The sequence below is a fragment of the Pseudomonas sp. BGA-UO-ETr-WB11 genome (assembly GCF_059567785.1).
The window spans coordinates 746,281-764,915 of sequence record NZ_JCAQOS010000008.1 but is presented as its reverse complement, the minus strand read 5'-3'; the positions used below and the strand labels follow the sequence as shown (position 1 = coordinate 764,915).

Sequence of the window (18,635 nt, the reverse complement as noted above, 5' to 3'; positions counted from 1 at the left end):
CTCTCCATACTGATAAAGCCAAGACGCGCCCACGGCGCGCCCGCCCATGCTACCGAATGCCCCCCACCAGCAGCAAAGCCACTGACAGAGGCTTTATTGCAAAGTGTGTTGCTGAATAAACGCGTCCGGCTCCCAGCCTTCGCGACTGACCAGCCGATTCAACTCGCTGCGCGGTAAACGCACCGCCAAAAGACTGCTGCCCTGCTCGTCGTAGGATTCCTGCTGCACCACGCCGAGGGTAAAAAACTGGGCCCGCAGGCGCCCCAACTGCTGCGGCAAACACAGAGTAGCCGCGAACATGTCATTACCCAGCAACTCTGCCAAGGCCTGACGCAACAAATCGAGACCACTTCCATCCTGCGCCGACAACCAGACACGCTGCGGTTTGCCGTCGGCATCGCGCTGAATCTGCGGCTCGACGCCTTCGAGCAGATCGACTTTGTTGTAGACCTCCAGCAGCGGCAGGCTGTCGGCGCCAATTTCACCCAGCACCGCCAGCACCTGCTCGATCTGCGCCATACGCTCAGGTTCGTGAGCATCAATCACATGGATCAGCAAATCGGAATTGCTCGACTCTTCCAGCGTAGCGCGGAAGGCCTCGACCAGTTTGTGCGGCAGGTGACGGATAAAGCCCACGGTGTCGGCCAGCACGATCGGCCCCAGATCATCCAATTCCAGACGACGCAGGGTCGGATCGAGGGTGGCGAACAGTTGGTCGGCAGCAAACACGTCGGATTCGGTCAGCACATTGAAGAGCGTCGACTTGCCGGCGTTGGTGTAGCCAACCAGGGACACCGACGGAATATCTGCCCGTTGGCGACCACGCCGCGCCTGCTCGCGCTGACTGCGCACCTTGTCGAGCTTTTGCTTAATCTGACGAATACGCACACGCAGCAAGCGGCGGTCGGTTTCCAGCTGGGTCTCGCCCGGCCCACGCAGGCCGATACCGCCTTTCTGCCGCTCAAGGTGCGTCCAGCCGCGCACCAGGCGCGTGCTCATATGGTCAAGCTGAGCCAACTCGACCTGCAACTTGCCTTCATGGGTGCGCGCGCGCTGGGCGAAGATATCCAAGATCAGGCCGGTACGATCCAGCACGCGACACTCGAACACACGCTCGAGGTTACGTTCCTGACTGGGCGTAAGGACGTGATTGAAAATCACCAGATCGGCTTGAGCGGTCTGCACGAGGTCGCGCAGCTCAACGACCTTGCCACTGCCGATAAGAAACTTGGCCGTTGGCCGCTGACGCGGCACGGTAACGAAACTGACCGTCTCGGCACCTGCCGAGAGAGCCAGCTCCTGGAATTCCTGCGGGTCTTCACGCGCCTCAGGGTCTTGGCCGTCCAGATGAACCAGAATGGCCCGTTCACCACCACCGTGACGCTCAAAGAACAAAGCAGACTCCTATCAAGCGTTGCCGGGTTCGGCGTCAGCCAACTCGGTTTCAGTCGCGGTCGGCAAGCGCACTGGGCGGCTCGGTACCACGGTGGAAATAGCGTGCTTGTAAACCATCTGGCTGACGGTGTTCTTCAGCAGAATGACAAACTGGTCGAACGACTCGATCTGACCCTGCAGCTTGATCCCGTTAACCAGATAGATGGATACCGGAACGCGTTCCTTACGCAAGGTGTTCAGGTAAGGGTCTTGTAGCGAATGCCCTTTTGACATGTGCCGCACTCCTAATGAGGATCAGATAAATAGGGATCTAAGATCCAATAATTGTATAAAGCAAAACCGCTGCCTTATGCCGCCAAACGCTAAGGATAGCCGGCAACCAGCAAAAAACTCAGTCCAATATGGAGTTGGCCTGCAGGTATTTCAAGGCGAGGGGCAGATTGTCGTCCGCCAGGCTGTCCAGCCAGTGCAACCCATCCCAGCCACGCAGCCAGGTAAATTGCCGTTTGGCCAGCTGACGCGTGGCAATCACGCCGCGCTCCTGCATCTCGGCATGACTGAGACGCCCCTCAAGGTAATCCCAGACTTGGCGGTAGCCAACCGCCCTTATAGACGGCATTTGCGCGTGCAAGTCACCTCGCTCGTGCAACGCCTGAACCTCGTCGACAAAGCCTTGGTCCAGCATTTGCTGAAATCGTTCCGCAATTCGCTCATGCAGCACCTGACGCTGCGCCGGTGCGATCGCCAATTGCGCCACAGTATAGGGTAATAGCGCCGCCTTCGATGCGTCTGGATCGGCGCTTTGGCCGTGTTGAAGCTGGCGATGAGCGGTCATGCTCTGCCCACTCAGGCGGTAGACCTCCAGCGCGCGGAGCAGGCGCTGCGGGTCATTGGGATGAATGCGCGCGGCCGACTCAGGGTCGACAGCACGCAGTTGCTCATGCAACACCTGCCAGCCCTCGCGGGCCGCCTGCGCTTCCAACTCCGCGCGCAAAGCCGGATCGGCTGCCGGCATATCAGCCAGACCTTCCAGCAAGGCCTTGAAATACAACATGGTGCCGCCCACCAGCAGCGGAATACGGCCACGCGCAGTGGCAGCCGCCATGGCCTCCAGGGCGTCGGCTCGAAAGTCTGCAGCCGAATAGGTTTGCGCCGGGTCGCGAATATCGATCAGTTGATGAGGATATTGCGCCAGCACGGCCTTGCTCGGCTTGGCCGTACCAATGTCCATATCGCGATAAACCAGGGCCGAATCGACGCTAATCAGTTCGCACGGCAAGGCGCGAGCCAGGGCCAGGGCCAGATCGGTCTTGCCGGCCGCGGTCGGGCCCATGAGGAAAATCGCAGGCGGCAGGCGCGCTGACATAAATAGCCCTTAGCGTCCGCGCAAGAAGAGTTTGTCCAGATCGTCCATGCCCAACTGGGTCCAGGTCGGACGCCCATGGTTGCATTGGCCGCTGCGTTCGGTGTGTTCCATGTCACGCAGCAAACCATTCATTTCCGGCAGGGTCAGGCGGCGGTTGGCGCGCACCGCGCCGTGACAGGCCATGGTGCCCAGCAGCTCGTTGATATGGGCCTTGATCCGGTCGCTACTGCCGTACTCCAGCAGGTCTGCCAGCACATCACGCACCAACTGCACGCTTTCGGCCTGCTTAAGCAGGGCCGGGGTTTGACGAATCGCCAGACTTTCCGGCCCCAGGCGCTGCAATTCAAAGCCCAAACGCTGGAACCACTCGCCATGCTCCTCGGCACAGTCGGCCTCACGCTGACTGACCGCCAGCGACTCCGGCACCAGCAGCGGCTGGCCGCGCAAGCCCTCGGAGGCCATGGCCGTTTTCAGCCGCTCGTAGGTGATGCGCTCGTGCGCCGCGTGCATGTCCACCAGCACCAACCCCTGCGCATTTTCAGCCAGGATGTACACGCCCTTGAGCTGAGCCAGGGCATAACCCAGCGGCGGGATATCGCCCTGATGCTCCGGCAGGCTCGGGGCCGTGGTGTTCAGCGGGGCAAAATACTCGCGATAGGCACCGGCCGCCTCGGCCATCGGCATTCCGCCTTGGGGCCGTGGCGCCTGGTAGCCGGCACCCGGCGCCTGCCAGGTCGACGGCGCCGCGGGGGCTTGCAGCAGATTGCCCGCCAGGCTCATTTCCGCCTGCGGGCCGAACTCGCCAGCCTCCTGCCCGGTGGCGCGCACCATGCTGCTGACGGCAGCGGGTGCCGCCAACTGGTCTTCCGGGCGTACTTCGCCGAGGGCACGGTGCAGGGTGCCGTAGAGAAAATCGTGAACCATGCGCCCATCACGAAAGCGCACTTCGTGCTTGGTCGGGTGCACGTTGACGTCGACGGCGGCCGGGTCGATCTCCAGAAACAGCACAAAGGTCGGATGTCGACCATTGAACAGCACGTCGCGGTAGGCCTGGCGCACGGCATGGGCAACCAGTTTGTCGCGCACCATGCGGCCATTGACATAGAAATACTGCAGGTCGGCCTGGCTGCGCGAGAAGGTCGGCAAACCCACCCAACCCCATAGATGCAGACCATTGCGCTCGATCTCGATCGGCAACGCCTGCTCGAGAAACGCCGGACCGCACACCGCCGCGACCCGTCGCGCACGACTCAGATCATCGGCAGCCTCATGCAGCGCCAGCACACTCTTGCCGTTGTGGCGCAGATGAAAAGCCACATCGAAGCGCGCCAGTGCCAGACGGCGGATCACTTCCTGCAGGTGCTCGAACTCGGTCTTTTCAGTTTTGAGAAACTTGCGCCGCGCTGGCGTGTTGAAGAACAGGTCGCGCACCTCCACCGAGGTACCTACCGGATGGGCAGCAGGCTGCACTCGCGGCGCCATGTCGCGGCCTTCAGTCTCTACTTGCCAGGCCTGATCGGCCTCGGCGGTGCGCGAGGTCAGAGTCAGGCGGGCAACCGAACTGATCGAGGCCAACGCCTCACCACGAAAACCCAGGCTAAGCACCTGCTCAAGGTCTTCCAGTTCGCGAATCTTGCTGGTGGCATGTCGCGCCAGGGCCAGCGGCAAATCATCGGCAGGGATGCCGCCACCATCGTCACGCACGCGCAGCAACTTGGTGCCGCCCTGTTCGACATCCACATCAATGCGCCGGGCGCCGGAATCCAGGCTGTTCTCCAGCAACTCCTTGATCACCGAAGCAGGTCGCTCGACCACCTCGCCAGCGGCGATCTGGTTGGCCAGTCGCGGGCTCAGCAGTTGAATGCGCATGGCTTCACTCATGGCTGAGCCGCCAATGCGGTGGTCGGAATATTCAGGGTCTGACCGACCTTGATGGTGTCGCTGCGCAAGTTGTTGGCACTGCGCAGCACTGCCAGGCCGACCTGATAACGCTGGGCAATCAGCGCCAGGCTCTCGCCGGAACTGACCACGTGCTCACGGGGGCCAGGGGCAATCTTGCCCGAATCCCGCAACCAGGCGACGTAGGTGCCCGGCGGTGGGTTCTGCTGGAAGAACTGGCGGATACCGCTCTGAATCGAGCGCGCCAGGCTCTGCTGATGGCTGAGAGTGGCCAACTTGGCCGCCTCATTGGGGTTAGAGATAAACCCGGTTTCCACCAGAATCGAGGGAATATCCGGCGACTTCAGCACCATAAAACCGGCCTGCTCTACCCGGCGCTTATGCAGCGGTGTGATGCGGCCCATGTTGCTCAGCACCTTCTGGCCGACATTCAGGCTGGAAGACAGCGAAGCGGTCATCGACAGATCCAGCAATACGCCGGCGAGCATCTTGTCCTTGTCATCCAGGCTGACGTTACCGGCACCGCCGATCAGGTCTGACTGGTTTTCACTGTCGGCCAGCCAGCGGGCGGTTTCCGACGTAGCGCCACGATCCGACAAGGCATACACCGAAGCGCCGAAGGCAGCTGCCCGTGGCGCCGCATCGGCATGAATGGAGACGAACAGATCAGCGCCCTTTTTGCGCGCAATGACCGTGCGCTTACGCAGCGGAATAAAGTAATCGCCAGTACGCACCAGCTCGGCACGATAGCCGCGCTCGGCATTGATCTGCCGCTGCAGCTCCTTGGCAATCGCCAGGGTCACATGCTTTTCGCGGGCGCCTTTGGGGCCGAGAGCACCGGGGTCTTCGCCGCCGTGACCGGCGTCGATGGCAATCACAATCGCACGCTTACCGCTGGGCATCGGCGCGGGTGGGGGCAGCTTGGCCGGTGCCGGCTCCATGGTCACCGGCACCACCGGGCGCACACTCGGTGGCGGATTAACCGCCACTGGCACACCCGCAGGGGCCGTACTGCCAGCCGTGACGGGCTTGTCCGCGGCGGCACCGTCAGCGTCGCCGTCATAGAGATCAACCACCAGACGATGGCCGTACTGCTGATTGGGGGCCAGGCTAAAACTTTTCGGCGAGACCGCCGACGACAGATCGATAACCAGGCGCAAATCCGTGGGACTGCGCTGCGCCGAGCGAATACTGGTAATCGGCGTATTGCTCAGCGACAGTGTCTCAAGCTTGGTCGCCAACTGCGCCCCAGCCACATCGATGACGATGCGATTCGGCGCACTCAGGGTAAACACGCTGTGTTGCACCGGCCCGGACAGGTCAAACACCAGGCGGGTGTTATCCGGTGCGCGCCACAGCCGTACGCTGCGCAAATCCGCGGCGGCCGCCAGCGCATCGCTGGCCAGCAACGCCAACAGCACACCTATTCCAGTCGTGCGCGTGCGCAAGCCCATTGCCCATCTCATTATTGTTGTTCCTTGGCCAGAGCAGCACACCACGACTCACCACGCGCGCCCTGAGGCCGTAAAGACAGCGAGCGAGCGCCCGCCTGTGCGGCAATGGTAATGTCCAGGTCCGCCTTTGGCAAAACGCCGACGCCGCGCTCGGGCCACTCGATCAGGCACAAGGCATCGTCTTCGAAGTAATCGCGAATGCCCATGAACTCCAGCTCCTCCGGATCGGCGAGACGATACAGGTCGAAATGAAAGACCTTGCAGGTACCGATCTCATAGGGCTCCACCAGGGTAAACGTCGGGCTTTTAACCGCACCGACATGACCCAGGCCGCGAATGATGCCGCGCGACAGGGTAGTTTTGCCGGCCCCCAGATCGCCGTGCAAGTACAAGGTACCGCGCCCCTCGGTTAGCGCCGCCAGGCGTGCGCCCAAGGCCAACATGGCTTCCTCACCCTCGATATGCAGCGTCACGACAGACACGGTGAAACCTCCTCCAACAACTGACGAATAACCGGCAGCAGCTCGCTGGCAGCCAGGCCGCGACCCTGCTGGGCCAGTTGCTCACCGGCGCTGGCGTGCAACCAGGCACCCAGGCAGGCGGCCTCAAATGCTGGCAAGCCCTGGCCGCGCAGTGCACCAAGCAGGCCCGCTAGCACATCACCAAGACCCGCACCGGCCATGGCGGGATGACCACGATCACACAAGGCCAGACGCCCATCGGCGCTGGCGATCAGGCTACCGGCGCCCTTGAGCACCACCACAGTTTGATAACGGCGCGCCAGGGCCAGGGCGGCGGCCGGGCGATCCGCTTGCACCTGCGCTGTAGAAATTCCCAACAGACGCGCCGCCTCGCCCGGATGGGGCGTCAACACGGCATCGGCTGGCAACTGCACACCACCCTGAGCGAGCAAATTCAGGCCATCGGCATCCCACACCTGGGGCAATACCCGGCTGGCGGCGGCGCTCAGCAGGCTGCGCCCCCAGGCCTGCACACCCAGCCCTGGCCCCACTACCAGCACATCAGCATTGGCCGCCAGGGCCAGCAACTGATTGGCCGAGGCGACGCCCTGGGTCATCACTTCTGGCAGGCGTGCCAACGCCGCAGGCACATGCTCGTCACGGGTCGCCAAGGACACCAGCCCAGCACCGCCACGCAGAGCTGCCTGCGCCGCCAACAGTGAGGCGCCACCCAGGCCGCGATCGCCGCCAACCACCAGCACCCGACCGTACAAACCCTTGTGCGCCGTGCGTGGACGCGCGGCCAGACGCGGCAGATTGGCCGGCGCCAGGCGCTGGGCGGCAGGCGCAACAGCGGCGAGCACCTGCGCATCGGCATGCAGATCATCCAACTGCAGCACCCCGACCCGATCCGGACCGGCACCAGTCAGCAGCCCAAGCTTGAGCGCGATAAAGGTCACCGTCAGCTCGGCCTGCACCGCCACGCCGAGCTCGGCGCCGGTATCGGCACACAACCCCGAGGGCAGGTCCAAAGCCAGCACTGGCAAGTTACTGGCGTTGATCTGGCCGATGGCCGCCGCAAAAGGCTCACGCACCGCCCCCGTCAGGCCGGTGCCGAGCAGCGCATCGACCACCACCCCGTGCAGCGGTATGTCGACACGCCAAGGTTGCACCGCCACTCCGGCGGCCAGCGCTTCGGCATAGGCCTCGGCGGCCGTCTCGCGCAGGGCGCTTGGCGCCACCACGGCCAACACCTGCACCTGCCAGCCGGCACGCTGCGCTAGGGCGGCAACTAGATAGCCATCACCGGCATTGTTGCCGCTACCGGCCAGCACGGTGACGCTGCCGGCGTGCGGCCAGCGCTGACGCAAGGCACGCCAGGCACCATGGGCAGCGCGCTGCATCAGCTCAAACGCCGGCGTGCCAGCGGCGATCAGGCGCGCGTCCAACTCACGAACCTGAGCGGCGCGATACAACGGCAATGGCAATTGGTGGTGGGTAACAGGCATGCGTCGACTCCAATGTCTGGCAGAATTATACGCACCTCTGCCCCGGTTTCTCGCCCATGTCCGCATCCAGTCTCGATCTTCCCGCCCTCAGCCAGACCATCAAGGACTGGGGCCGCGAGCTGGGCTTTCAGCAGGTGGGGATTGCCGGCCTGGATCTGGCCAGCCATGAAGCCCATCTAGAGCGCTGGCTCGCTGCGGGTTATCACGGCGAGATGGACTACATGGCCGCCCACGGTAGCAAACGCTCACACCCCGAGGAGCTGGTGCCCGGCACGCTGCGGGTCATTTCGTTGCGCATGGACTACCTGCCCGGCGACACGGAGATGAGCAAGCGCCTGGGCGAGCCGGAGAAGGCCTACGTATCGCGCTACGCCCTGGGCCGCGATTACCACAAGCTGATCCGCAAACGCATTCAGCAGTTGGCCGAGCGTATTCAGCAGGCGATTGGCCCGTTCGGTTATCGCGCCTTTGTCGACAGCGCACCAGTGCTGGAAAAGGCCATTGCCGAACAGGCTGGCCTTGGCTGGATCGGCAAGAACACCCTGGTGCTCAATCGCAAAGCCGGCAGCTGGTTCTTTCTTGGCGAGCTGTTTGTCGACCTGCCGCTGCCGGCAGATGCCCCCCACGCCAGCGAACACTGCGGGCGCTGCAGTGCCTGCCTGGACATTTGCCCGACCGCGGCCTTTGTCGGTCCTTATGTGCTGGATGCGCGGCGCTGCATTTCCTACCTGACCATCGAACTCAAGGGTGCAATCCCCGTCGATCTGCGCCCGCTGATCGGCAATCGGGTGTTCGGCTGCGATGACTGCCAACTGGTCTGCCCCTGGAACCGCTTCGCCCGGCCCACCGATCAGAGCGACTTCCAGCCGCGTCACCAGTTGGACAATGCCGAGCTGGCGACGCTGTTTCGCTGGACGGAAGAGGAGTTTCTCAGCCGCACCGAAGGCTCGCCACTGCGCCGTACCGGTTACCACAACTGGCTGCGCAACCTGGCCGTGGGCCTGGGCAATGCACCATCAAGCATTCCGGTACTGGAGGCCCTGCACGCGCGGCGCGAGCACCCCTCGGAGCTGGTGCGCGAGCACGTCGAATGGGCGCTCGATCAACACCAGCGGCGCGCCAGCACGGCAGGCCTCACGCCTTAATAAAGTGCTCACGGTAGTACTGTAGCTCGGCGATTGACTCGCGGATATCGTCCAGCGCCTGGTGAGTGCCCTTTTTCTGGAAGCCCTCTTTGATCTGCGGCGCCCAACGCTCGGCGAGAATCTTCAGGGTCGAGACATCCAGATTGCGGTAGTGGAAGAACGCCTCCAGGGTCGGCATGTAACGGCAGAGAAAGCGCCGATCTTGGCCGATGCTGTTGCCGCAAATTGGCGACTTGCCCTTGGGCACCCACTGTTCGAGGAAGGCGATGGTCTGTGCCTCGGCCTCGGCCGTACTGATCTTGCTGTCGCGCACGCGCTGGGTCAGGCCGCTCTCGCCGTGGGTGCGGGTGTTCCACTCATCCATACCGGCCAGCAGCGCATCGCTCTGATGCACGGCGATGACCGGACCGGTGGCGAGAATATTCAGGTCGCTGTCGGTGACGATGGTCGCCATCTCGATGATGACGTCATGCTCGGGTTCTAAACCAGTCATTTCCAGGTCGATCCAGATCAAGTTCTGCGGGCTTTGCATGGTTGTGCTCCTCGGCGTAGAGCGACAGTTTAACCCAGGCCAGCAAGCACCGCATGGGCCGCCAGGTAAGCGCCCGCCCATGCTAAACTGAGTGCCGATTCACCCATCCGTCGCCCTCCCCACTCGGAAGCCCCATGGCCAAACGCCAACTCAACCGCCGGCAAAACTGGCGCATCGAGAAGATTCAGGAAGAACGCGCTGCCCGCGCGGCCAAACGCGAATCCCACACCCTGGAAACGCTTGAAGGCGGCGAACTGGGTCCCGAACAGCTAGGCCTGGTCATCGCCCACTTCGGCGTACAAGTGGAAGTCGAGGCACTGGATGGCGAACTGGCCGGGCAGATCTGCCGCTGCCACCTGCGCGCCAACCTGCCTGCTCTGGTAACCGGCGACCGCGTCGTCTGGCGCGCCGGCAACCAGGGTATCGGCGTGATCGTCGCGCAACTGCCGCGCAACAGCGAGCTGTGCCGCCCAGACAGTCGCAACCAGCTCAAGCCAGTGGCCGCCAACGTCGACACCATCGTCATCGTGTTCGCGCCCATGCCTGAGCCCCACGCCAACCTGATCGACCGTTACCTGGTGGCTGCCGAGCACGCTGGCATCCAGCCGCTGCTACTGCTGAACAAGGCCGACCTGATTGACGAGCAGAACGCCGTGGCCCTGAATGCCTTGCTGGCGGTCTATCGCCAACTCGGCTACCCGCTACTGGAAGTGTCCGCCCACCACGGCAACGGCATGCAGGATCTACAGGCTCGCCTGGACGGTCACGTCAGCGTGTTCGTAGGCCAGTCCGGGGTCGGCAAGTCGTCGCTGGTCAACAGCCTGCTGCCAGGCGTTGACCTGCGCGTCGGGCCACTGTCCGAACTGAGCGGCCAAGGCACCCACACCACCACCACCGCACGGCTGTTTCACTTTCCCGGCGGCGGTGAGCTGATCGACTCACCCGGCATTCGCGAGTTCGGCCTCGGCCACGTCAGTCGTGCCGATGTTGAGGCGGGCTTTATCGAGTTCGACGAACTGCTTGGCACCTGCCGCTTCCGCGACTGCAAGCACGACCGCGAACCCGGCTGCGCCTTGTTAAAAGCGCTGGAAGACGGCCGCGTGCAGCAGCAGCGCATGAACAGCTACCGCAGCATTCTTGCCAGCCTGCCGGCGTCGAGCCACTAAGCAGAACTGCACAGCACCGACAGCAAAAGGCCGCGATGAACGCGGCCTTTTGCTGTGCACTTACTGCTGATCGGCCGGCGGCCGGTCCAACTGCAGGGTGCCGTCTTCGAAGATATTCAGCCGCTCACGCAGCTCCGCATCCTGCGCTGGCGCGCCCGTCGCACCCGGAGCTGCGGCACGCTCACGCATCGACGGCGGCGCTACGGCAGGAGTCGACGACGAAGGTACCGCCGGCTCGCCAGACGCCTCAGGCGCGGCACCATCCTCGGTGTCACCCTCAATGCTGCGCTGAGCCTTTTTGGTCAGCACGATAATGTCGATGCGGCGGTTCACCGGATTCAGCGGCTTATCCCGATCAAACAGGGCCGACGAGGCATAACCCACTACCCGCGCCACCTGATCGTCGGGATAGCCACCAAAGACCAAGGCACGGCGAGCGGCGTTGGCACGGTTGGCCGACAGCTCCCAGTTACCGAAATCACCGCGCCCAACAAACGGCTTGGCATCGGTATGACCACTGACACTGATTTTGTTCGGCACGGCCTTGATGGTGTCGGACATGGCCAACAGGATGTCTTCGAAATAGGGCTCCAGGTTGGCGCTGCCGCTGGCAAACATCGGCCGATTTTCGGCATCCATGATCTGAATGCGCAAACCATCCTGGGTAATCTCGAAAAGAATTTGATCCTTGAACTGCTTGAGTTGTGGATTTTCTTCGACCTTGTTCTGCAACTCCTGCAGCAGCAACTCCAGGCGCTCACGCTCAACTTGCTCGGCCAGGCTTTCTGCTTGGGCCGGGTTGACTTCGGACTCCTTGCCGACATCCTGCTCGGGCCCAGCCTCCAGCTGATCCTTAACCTCGGGATTGAGGGTCTTGTCCGGTGCTGGGGTCGGCGTACCGCCCAGGTCAATCACATAGGGACTGGCGCTTTCGGTGAAACCCACGGGATCCTGGAAGTAACCGGAAATCAGTTTCTTCTGTTCCGGGGTGGCCGACGACATCAGCCACAGGAGCATAAAGAACGCCATCATCGCGGTGGCAAAGTCGGCAAACGCGATCTTCCAGGCGCCGCCGTGATGGCCGGCAGCCATCTTTTTGACCCGTTTGACGATAATCGGCTGATTATTTTCCATGGCTATCAGCTGCCACGCATGGCTTGCTCAAGCTCACTGAAGCTTGGTCGATGGGCCGGAAACAGCACCTTGCGCCCGAACTCTACCGCCAGGGTCGGCGGCATACCAGACGCCGAAGCGACCAGGCAGGCCTTGATCGCCTCGTAGACATTCAGCTCTTCCTTGGCATCGTGCTCGATCGCCGTCGCCAGCGGGCCGAAGAAGCCATAGGCCGCGAGAATCCCGAGGAATGTACCCACCAGCGCCGCGGCCACGTGAGCACCCAACGCATTTTGCTCAACCTGGCCGAGCAGACCCATGGTCACCACGATCCCCAATACGGCAGCAACGATACCCATCGCCGGCATACCGTCGGCAATTCGCGCCACGGCGTGGGCCGGATGTTCCAGCTCTTCCTTGAGGCTGGTCAGCTCCATATCGAACAGACCTTCCAGCTCATGGGGCGCCATATTGCCGGATGACATGATGCGCAGGTAGTCGCAGACGAAGGCGGTCATACCCGCATCCTTTAGGATGCCTGGGTACTTGCTGAAAATCGGGCTGGCCGCTGGATCCTCTACGTCGGCCTCAATGGCCATCATGCCTTCGCGGCGGCTCTTGTTGAGAATCTCGTAGAGCATCTTCAACACCTCCAGGTAGAAGGTGTGGGTGAAGCGCGAACTGAACATCTTCATCGACTTCTTGAAGACGTGCATGAAGGTGCTCGGGGTGTTGGCCTGCAGAAATGCGCCCAAAGAGGCGCCGCCGATGATCAGCACTTCAAACGGCTGAAACAGCGCTGCGACCTTACCGTGAGACAGAACATAGCCGCCGATAACGCTGGCGAACACGACGATGATGCCGATGATTTTGATCATAAATACAACGCTTGCTGAGTCAGGACGAAGGGGCTTTGCAAACAACCCTTCTATTTATCGGAACTTATGCGCCAGACTATAGCCAGTTAGTGCGAAAAGCCAATTTGACGCGGACCTCATGTCGACCAGCAAAGCGCTTCCCCAAAATCTCAGTGCCTGGCTCAAAGAGCTGGATGGCGTGCGCCTGCCGGTCAGTAGCGACAACCACCGCCAGGCCGTTTCGGCGCTGCGTAACGGCAGCAGTTCGCTGCGCGATATTGCCGAGCAGTTGCAGCAAAGCCCGGCATTGGCGCTGGTCATCATGCGCGGAGCCAACAGCAGCAAGAGCAGCCTCAATGAACCTGCCGCCAACCTCGAAGTAGCCCTGACACGCCTGGGCCTGCAGAGCGCGGAAAGATTGCTGAACAAGTTGATTCCCGTCGCCGATGCAGACATCCCCCTGCAGCTGCGGCAACTCCAGTCACTCAGCCGACAGGCTGCACACCAGGCAAGCGGTCTGTTTGGCGCACGTCTGGCGCGCCTTTGGCTTGATATTCAATGCAGCAGCCTGCTCTTTTTGGCGCCACTCTGGCCATTGGTTGCGCGCTACCCAGAGCTGTTTACGGCCTGGGAGCAGCGAGTGCTGATCAAAGGCGAGCCTGCCAGCAAGGTGGAACAGCAACTGCTCGGCGTGCCATTGCTGCAGCTGTGCCTGGCCCTGGCCGAAAAATGGCGCTTACCCGAGTGGATTTTGCATGGCTATCGCCTGCTGCTGAATGACCGCCGCCAACTGGTCAAGGCGCTACGCATTGCCGGCAGCGGCGAACAACTCCATCAGCAACAGCAACGACTCGATGACGACGGCCACTTGCGCCGCTGGCTGACCCTGCCAACCAACTGCATCCTGTTGGCCAACGGCCTGGTGGTTGGCGCCCACGAGTCCTGGGACTGCAAAGCCTCGCGCCGCTGGCAACAGCTCACAGCCCTGTACCTGCAACTTAACCTCGACGACGTGCAGCAACTCGTGCACCAGCATGCAGCGCAGAGTGCGCGCACCGGCTATGAAGCCGATCTCTGGCACCCAGCCCTGGCCCTGCTGTGGCCGTGGAATGCACGCCATCTGCAGGCGGAAAAACCGGCCGTCGCACCCGCACCAGCGAAAACCGAGGTCGATGCCTGGCGCAGGCACTGCACCCAGCTCCTGCGCGAGCCCAGCGCCTTTGCCAATGTGTTGCAGCTCACCAGCTGTGCCCGTGACGCCCTGCAGGCTTGTGGCATGCAACGCCTGCTGATCCTGCTTAGCGACCGCACCCACAGCCGCCTTATGAGCCAGCAAAGTATCGGCGTAAGCATGCCCGGCAGCGGCCTGAGCCTGGACCCGAGTCAAAGTCAGGTGCTGCGCCGCCTGCTCAACGAAGCCACACAACTGCGCCTGACACCCGCCAACATCGCCCAATACTCGGCCCTGCTGCCCGGCAATCTGAAAAGCCTGTTCCCTGGCGAACACCTGATCTTGCGCTCCGTTGCCAACCAGCAGCGGGTGGCCATGGTGCTGGTGGCCGACCAAGGCGGCGGCCCGTTCAGCGAGGTCAGCGTGCAAGCCTTCGGTAAAACCGTGCAATGCATCGAGCGCGCCCTGGCCAGTTTTGCCAACCGCGCGCGATAGGGGCTGTTGCCGTTTCATCGCAACCCGAAGGGCCGGGCCTGTTTTTGTGCGAGGCTGCGTTACTCGTCGCTCATTTGGAACAACCCAATCTCGCTCCTCGCACCTTGCCTCGCGCAAAAACAGGCTCCGGCGCGGCCGCGAACGAAACGGCAACAGCCCCTAACCTTTCCGCTACAATCGACGCCTTTCCCTGACTTGGAAGCCGTTTATGTCTGCCTTCCGCGACCTCCCGCTGGTGATCGAGCCGAGCCAACTGGCTGAACGTCTGCATGCCCCAGAATTGATCCTGGTGGACCTGACCAGCGTCGCGCGCTACGCCCAGGGCCATATCCCTGGCGCTTATTTTGTCGACCCCAAGCGCACCCAACTGGGCACACCGCCAGCGCCAGGCCTGCTGCCAACCCAGCAATACCTCGAAAACCTGTTCGGCGAACTGGGGCATAACCCCCAGACCGTTTATGTGGTGTATGACGATGAAGGCGGTGGTTGGGCCGGGCGATTTATCTGGCTGCTCGATGTTATTGGTCACAGCCACTATCACTACCTCGACGGTGGCCTGCCGGCCTGGCTGGCCGAAACCCGTGAGCTGTCCGTCGACACGCCGCCCGCGCATCACGCAACCGTCAGCCTGAACCTGCAAGAGGCGCCAACCGCCAGCCGTGAGTACCTGCAAAGCCGTCTAGGCGCCAGCGACTTGGCCATCTGGGACGCCCGCTCGGCCGCCGAATATAGCGGTGACAAAGTGCTCGCAGCCAAGGCCGGACACATACCTGGCGCCATCAACTTCGAGTGGACCCTGGGCATGGACCCGGCCCGCGCGCTGCGCATCCGCAGCGACATGCCACAGATCCTCCTGAACCTGGGCATCAGCCCGGACAAGGAAGTGATCACCCATTGCCAGACACACCACCGTTCGGGCTTTACCTACCTGGTCGCCAAGGCTCTCGGCTATCCACGGCTCAAGGCCTATGCCGGCTCGTGGGGCGAATGGGGCAACCACCCCGACACCCCGGTCGAGCGCTAATCCATTTGCGGCCGCCCACCCATGACTGGGCGGCCTGGTTTTATCAAGGAGATTCCATGCAACAGCGCCTGTTTATCCTCAGCCAGTACCTACTGCCCCATCACTTGCTCTCGCGCCTGATCGGCTGCGCCGCCGAGTGCAAGGCCACCTGGTTCAAGAGCCGCCTGATCAACTGGTTTGCCCGCCAATACCAGGTCAACATGAGTGAAGCCGAAGTCGAGCAACTGGACGCCTACGAGCACTTCAATGCCTTCTTCACCCGCGCCCTTAAAGAGGGCGCGCGCCCGCTCGACGAGACGCCGGATGCCATCCTCTGCCCCGCCGACGGCGCGGTCAGCCAGCTTGGGCCGATCGAGCATGGTCGTATCTTCCAGGCCAAAGGCCATAGCTTCAGCGTGTTGGAGCTGCTGGGCGGCGACAATGAGCGCGCCGCGGCCTTTATGGGCGGCGAGTTCGCCACCATCTACCTCTCGCCGAAGGACTACCACCGTGTGCACATGCCCCTGGCCGGCACCCTGCGCGAGATGGTTTACGTCCCCGGCCGGCTGTTCTCGGTCAACCAGACCACCGCTGAAAACGTCCCTGAGCTGTTCGCACGCAATGAGCGTGTGGTCTGCCTGTTTGATACCGAGCGTGGGCCAATGGCCGTCGTCCTCGTCGGCGCGATGATCGTCGCCAGCGTCGAAACCGTGTGGGCCGGCCTGGTTACGCCACCCAAACGCGAGCTGAAAACCACCCGTTACGACGAGGCTGCGCGCGCACCGATCAGCCTAGAAAAAGGCGCAGAGCTGGGCCGTTTCAAGCTGGGGTCAACCGCCATCGTGCTGTTTGGCCCGCAGCAGGCCCAGTGGGCCGCCGAGTTGGCAGCAGGCACGTCCGTGCGCATGGGCCAGCGCATGAGCGCTGTGCCGGTCTAAGCATCGCCCGCCAACCAAGCAAGACAACCCGCGAGATTGCGCCATCGGCCAATCGGACGGGTTGAACGCGTACCGGCTTCGAGGCCAACCACCGACCCGTCCTGGGATGTGCGCACAGGCACGCGGATACTGCTAGAGTTCGGCTAGAACAACTCTTATCACAACACGCCCGGCTCCGACCGGCGGAGCCTCCAAGCTACATGGATAAACAGAGCCCCCATCTGCTGCTACGCGTACCCACGCCCAACAAGCACAGCCTGACCTTCTGTGATGCCAGCCCGCGCGACCTCAAGCGCTGGGTAGCGGACCTGCCTAAAGCCAACCTGGGTGAAACAGCTCGCCTGCTGTACCAGGCGCTGGTTGAACTCAACCAACTGATCACCTCCAGCGACACGCGCCTGCAACTGCTGGAGTTGTTGCGCCCCGACATTTACTACGTCTGCCAGAATCTGGAGCGGCATTTTCTCAATCAGGCAGTAGTCCTGGATGAACGCCCGCGCAAGGTTGCCAACCTCTGCCAAGCCCTGCAAAACCACTTGGCCACCGGCTACAAGCTGATCATCAGCCAGGAAGCGGGTAATCAGAGTCGCGACGGCCAACAGCGTCTGACCACCGCCCTGCAGCGTGCAGCCCACAGCCTCTGCGGCGCCCTGGTGCGTGCCACGCAGCTGTACTGCCCGGTGCCAGAAGGCCTATGGCTGGAGTTGCACCAGCTCTATCAAATCGGTCTCAACCAGAGCCTGCACACCCTGGCCGTCCGCGACGAACAGGCACGCCACAACCTCAGCCTAAGCCTGGAGCAGACCTACAAGACCGCCCTGCTGATCGGTTGCGCGCGCTGCAACCAGATGCGTCAAAGCGGTATTGCCGCCCTGGCTGCCGCGCTGGAGCCCTGGTGCCAGCTGGTCACCCTGCAACCGGCCAGCCTGCCCAGCAGCCTGTTCGCCATCGCGCCACTAATGGATGGGCCACCCCGTTACAAGTCGCTGTTTCCGGCTGGCGAGTTGCCGAAGCTACTGGGCCTCGACCCGCAAGCCCTGGTGGACGCCATCAAGGAATACCTGCAACTGCCGGCCGACAATCGCGCCCAGTCACAACTGCAGGTCAACGAAGGTTTTAACCTGGACGTGCTGCAACACCTGAGTGCCGCCTGGGGCGACATTTCCGAGCGCACCTTCCAGCGCAACAATGGCAATGGCACCCTGACCCTCAGCATCGGCATGAGCTCGGCGCACTACTACCTGGCCGGCCGCTGCTTGTTTGCCGACGTGCTGAAGAAAGAACAGCAAGTCGCCAAATTCACCGCCAACACCACCGAAAGTGGCCCGGATGTCTGGGGTGCGGCCTTTGATGCCCAGCGCATTACTCGCTGGGAACCAGGCTTGCCGATGGAGGAAATCCAGTACCAAAAGTCGGCCAACGAGACCCGCGACGAGACCGAGGCGGCAGAGCCTGAGCTGTATCCGACCTTCACATTGCCCATCGTCAACCATAGCCCTGGCGGCTACTGCCTGGCCTGGCCCAAGGAAGTTCCGGGACAGCTGCAAGCCGGCGAAATCCTCAGCCTGCAAGACAGCCCCAACCAGGCCTGGAGCGTGGCAGTGGTGCGCTGGATCCGTCAGGTACGCGGTGGCGGCACGCAGATGGGGATTGAATTGGTCGCCCCCCACGCACAGCCCTGCGGCTTGCAATTGATGCGCAAAACCGAGCAAAGCAGTCAGTTCCTTCGCGCCTTGTTGCTGCCGGCTATCGCTGCCATTTCTCGCCCTGCCAGCTTGATCACCCCGCGCCTGCCCTTCCAGGAAGGCAACAAGGTATTGATCAACCTTCATGGTGTGGAACAGCGCGCTGTGCTCACGCGCAAACAGGTCAGCACTGGGAGTTTCAGCCAGTTCGAATACCGCAGCGTAGAGCTGAACAGCCCAGCCCAAGGGAAATCCGTCACAGCCCCAGAAGCGAGTGGCAAGGCGGGCGAGGAAGACTTTGACTCACTCTGGAAGTCGCTGTAGATTCCGGGCACTTCCATTTGTCGCCTTTTAGCGCCCGTTCGGCGCGACTCCCAGCGCCTGAGCGCCACTGGCATCCACACCATCAGGCCCGGTGAGCAGAGGCGAAGATGCGCCATTAAGGCT

The 18,635-nt window shown here is 62.5% G+C and carries 16 protein-coding genes; 6 read left to right on the top strand and 10 right to left on the bottom strand.

What is annotated here, in order from left to right:
* Positions 1-93: 93 nt before the first annotated feature.
* From hflX to AC56DI_RS17040, 7 genes are all read right to left on the bottom strand, one after another.
* Positions 94-1,395, bottom strand: coding sequence for a ribosome rescue GTPase HflX (gene hflX / locus AC56DI_RS17070; RefSeq protein ID WP_496347218.1), 1,302 nt, complete (start codon positions 1,393-1,395; stop codon positions 94-96).
* Positions 1,396-1,407: 12 nt separating this feature from the next.
* Positions 1,408-1,668: an RNA chaperone Hfq gene (gene hfq / locus AC56DI_RS17065; RefSeq protein ID WP_324517162.1), complete on the bottom strand. Its 261-nt coding sequence runs from the start codon at positions 1,666-1,668 to the stop codon at positions 1,408-1,410.
* Positions 1,669-1,786: 118 nt separating this feature from the next.
* Entirely contained in the window at positions 1,787-2,761 is a 975-nt protein-coding gene (gene miaA / locus AC56DI_RS17060; protein WP_496347217.1) for a tRNA (adenosine(37)-N6)-dimethylallyltransferase MiaA, read from the bottom strand.
* Between the two features lie 9 nt (positions 2,762-2,770).
* The gene (gene mutL / locus AC56DI_RS17055) at positions 2,771-4,642 is read right to left on the bottom strand and encodes a DNA mismatch repair endonuclease MutL (protein WP_496347216.1); all 1,872 of its coding nucleotides are present in this window, start codon (positions 4,640-4,642) and stop codon (positions 2,771-2,773) included.
* Positions 4,639-6,126, bottom strand: coding sequence for an N-acetylmuramoyl-L-alanine amidase (locus tag AC56DI_RS17050; RefSeq protein WP_496347215.1), 1,488 nt, complete (start codon positions 6,124-6,126; stop codon positions 4,639-4,641). Before AC56DI_RS17050 ends, mutL begins: the two co-directional genes overlap by 4 nt.
* On the bottom strand, positions 6,126-6,596 hold the full coding sequence (tsaE, locus tag AC56DI_RS17045) for a tRNA (adenosine(37)-N6)-threonylcarbamoyltransferase complex ATPase subunit type 1 TsaE (protein ID WP_324517158.1): 471 nt from the start codon (positions 6,594-6,596) through the stop codon (positions 6,126-6,128). Before tsaE ends, AC56DI_RS17050 begins: the two co-directional genes overlap by 1 nt.
* Entirely contained in the window at positions 6,584-8,083 is a 1,500-nt protein-coding gene (locus AC56DI_RS17040; protein WP_496347214.1) for an NAD(P)H-hydrate dehydratase, read from the bottom strand. The genes tsaE and AC56DI_RS17040 overlap by 13 nt, the downstream gene beginning before the upstream one ends.
* 56 nt (positions 8,084-8,139) lie before the next feature.
* Here AC56DI_RS17040 and queG point away from each other — a divergent pair, with 56 nt between their 5' ends.
* A complete protein-coding gene (gene queG / locus AC56DI_RS17035; RefSeq protein ID WP_496347213.1) occupies positions 8,140-9,228 on the top strand; it encodes a tRNA epoxyqueuosine(34) reductase QueG in 1,089 nt (362 codons plus the stop codon).
* Here the strand turns inward: queG and orn are convergent.
* Positions 9,218-9,760: an oligoribonuclease gene (orn, locus tag AC56DI_RS17030; protein ID WP_496347212.1), complete on the bottom strand. Its 543-nt coding sequence runs from the start codon at positions 9,758-9,760 to the stop codon at positions 9,218-9,220. The genes queG and orn overlap by 11 nt on opposite strands.
* A 134-nt stretch (positions 9,761-9,894) precedes the next feature.
* Between orn and rsgA the strand changes: the two genes are divergently transcribed.
* A complete protein-coding gene (gene rsgA / locus AC56DI_RS17025) occupies positions 9,895-10,926 on the top strand; it encodes a small ribosomal subunit biogenesis GTPase RsgA (RefSeq protein ID WP_324517154.1) in 1,032 nt (343 codons plus the stop codon).
* 60 nt (positions 10,927-10,986) lie between these two features.
* Here rsgA and motB read toward each other — a convergent pair whose 3' ends face one another.
* Both motB and motA read right to left on the bottom strand, forming a co-directional pair.
* Positions 10,987-12,060 (bottom strand): flagellar motor protein MotB, encoded by a 1,074-nt coding sequence (gene motB / locus AC56DI_RS17020; RefSeq protein WP_496347211.1) that lies wholly within the window; start codon positions 12,058-12,060, stop codon positions 10,987-10,989.
* A 5-nt stretch (positions 12,061-12,065) separates the two neighbouring features.
* The gene (motA, locus tag AC56DI_RS17015) at positions 12,066-12,917 is read right to left on the bottom strand and encodes a flagellar motor stator protein MotA (protein ID WP_496347210.1); all 852 of its coding nucleotides are present in this window, start codon (positions 12,915-12,917) and stop codon (positions 12,066-12,068) included.
* A gap of 118 nt (positions 12,918-13,035) precedes the next feature.
* On the opposite strand from motA, the gene AC56DI_RS17010 reads away from it, so the two are divergent.
* The 4 genes from AC56DI_RS17010 to AC56DI_RS16995 all read left to right on the top strand — a co-directional run bounded on the left by AC56DI_RS17010 (position 13,036) and on the right by AC56DI_RS16995 (position 18,512).
* On the top strand, positions 13,036-14,562 hold the full coding sequence (locus tag AC56DI_RS17010) for an HDOD domain-containing protein (protein ID WP_496347209.1): 1,527 nt from the start codon (positions 13,036-13,038) through the stop codon (positions 14,560-14,562).
* A 208-nt stretch (positions 14,563-14,770) separates the two neighbouring features.
* Positions 14,771-15,586 carry a rhodanese-like domain-containing protein gene (locus AC56DI_RS17005; RefSeq protein WP_496347208.1) on the top strand — a complete coding sequence of 272 codons (816 nt, stop codon included), beginning with the start codon at positions 14,771-14,773 and terminating at the stop codon, positions 15,584-15,586.
* A 56-nt stretch (positions 15,587-15,642) separates the two neighbouring features.
* The gene (asd, locus tag AC56DI_RS17000) at positions 15,643-16,503 is read left to right on the top strand and encodes an archaetidylserine decarboxylase (protein WP_496347207.1); all 861 of its coding nucleotides are present in this window, start codon (positions 15,643-15,645) and stop codon (positions 16,501-16,503) included.
* Positions 16,504-16,703: 200 nt separating this feature from the next.
* Positions 16,704-18,512 carry a cyclic-di-GMP receptor FimW-related protein gene (locus AC56DI_RS16995; protein ID WP_496347206.1) on the top strand — a complete coding sequence of 603 codons (1,809 nt, stop codon included), beginning with the start codon at positions 16,704-16,706 and terminating at the stop codon, positions 18,510-18,512.
* The last annotated feature ends 123 nt before the right edge of the window (positions 18,513-18,635 follow it).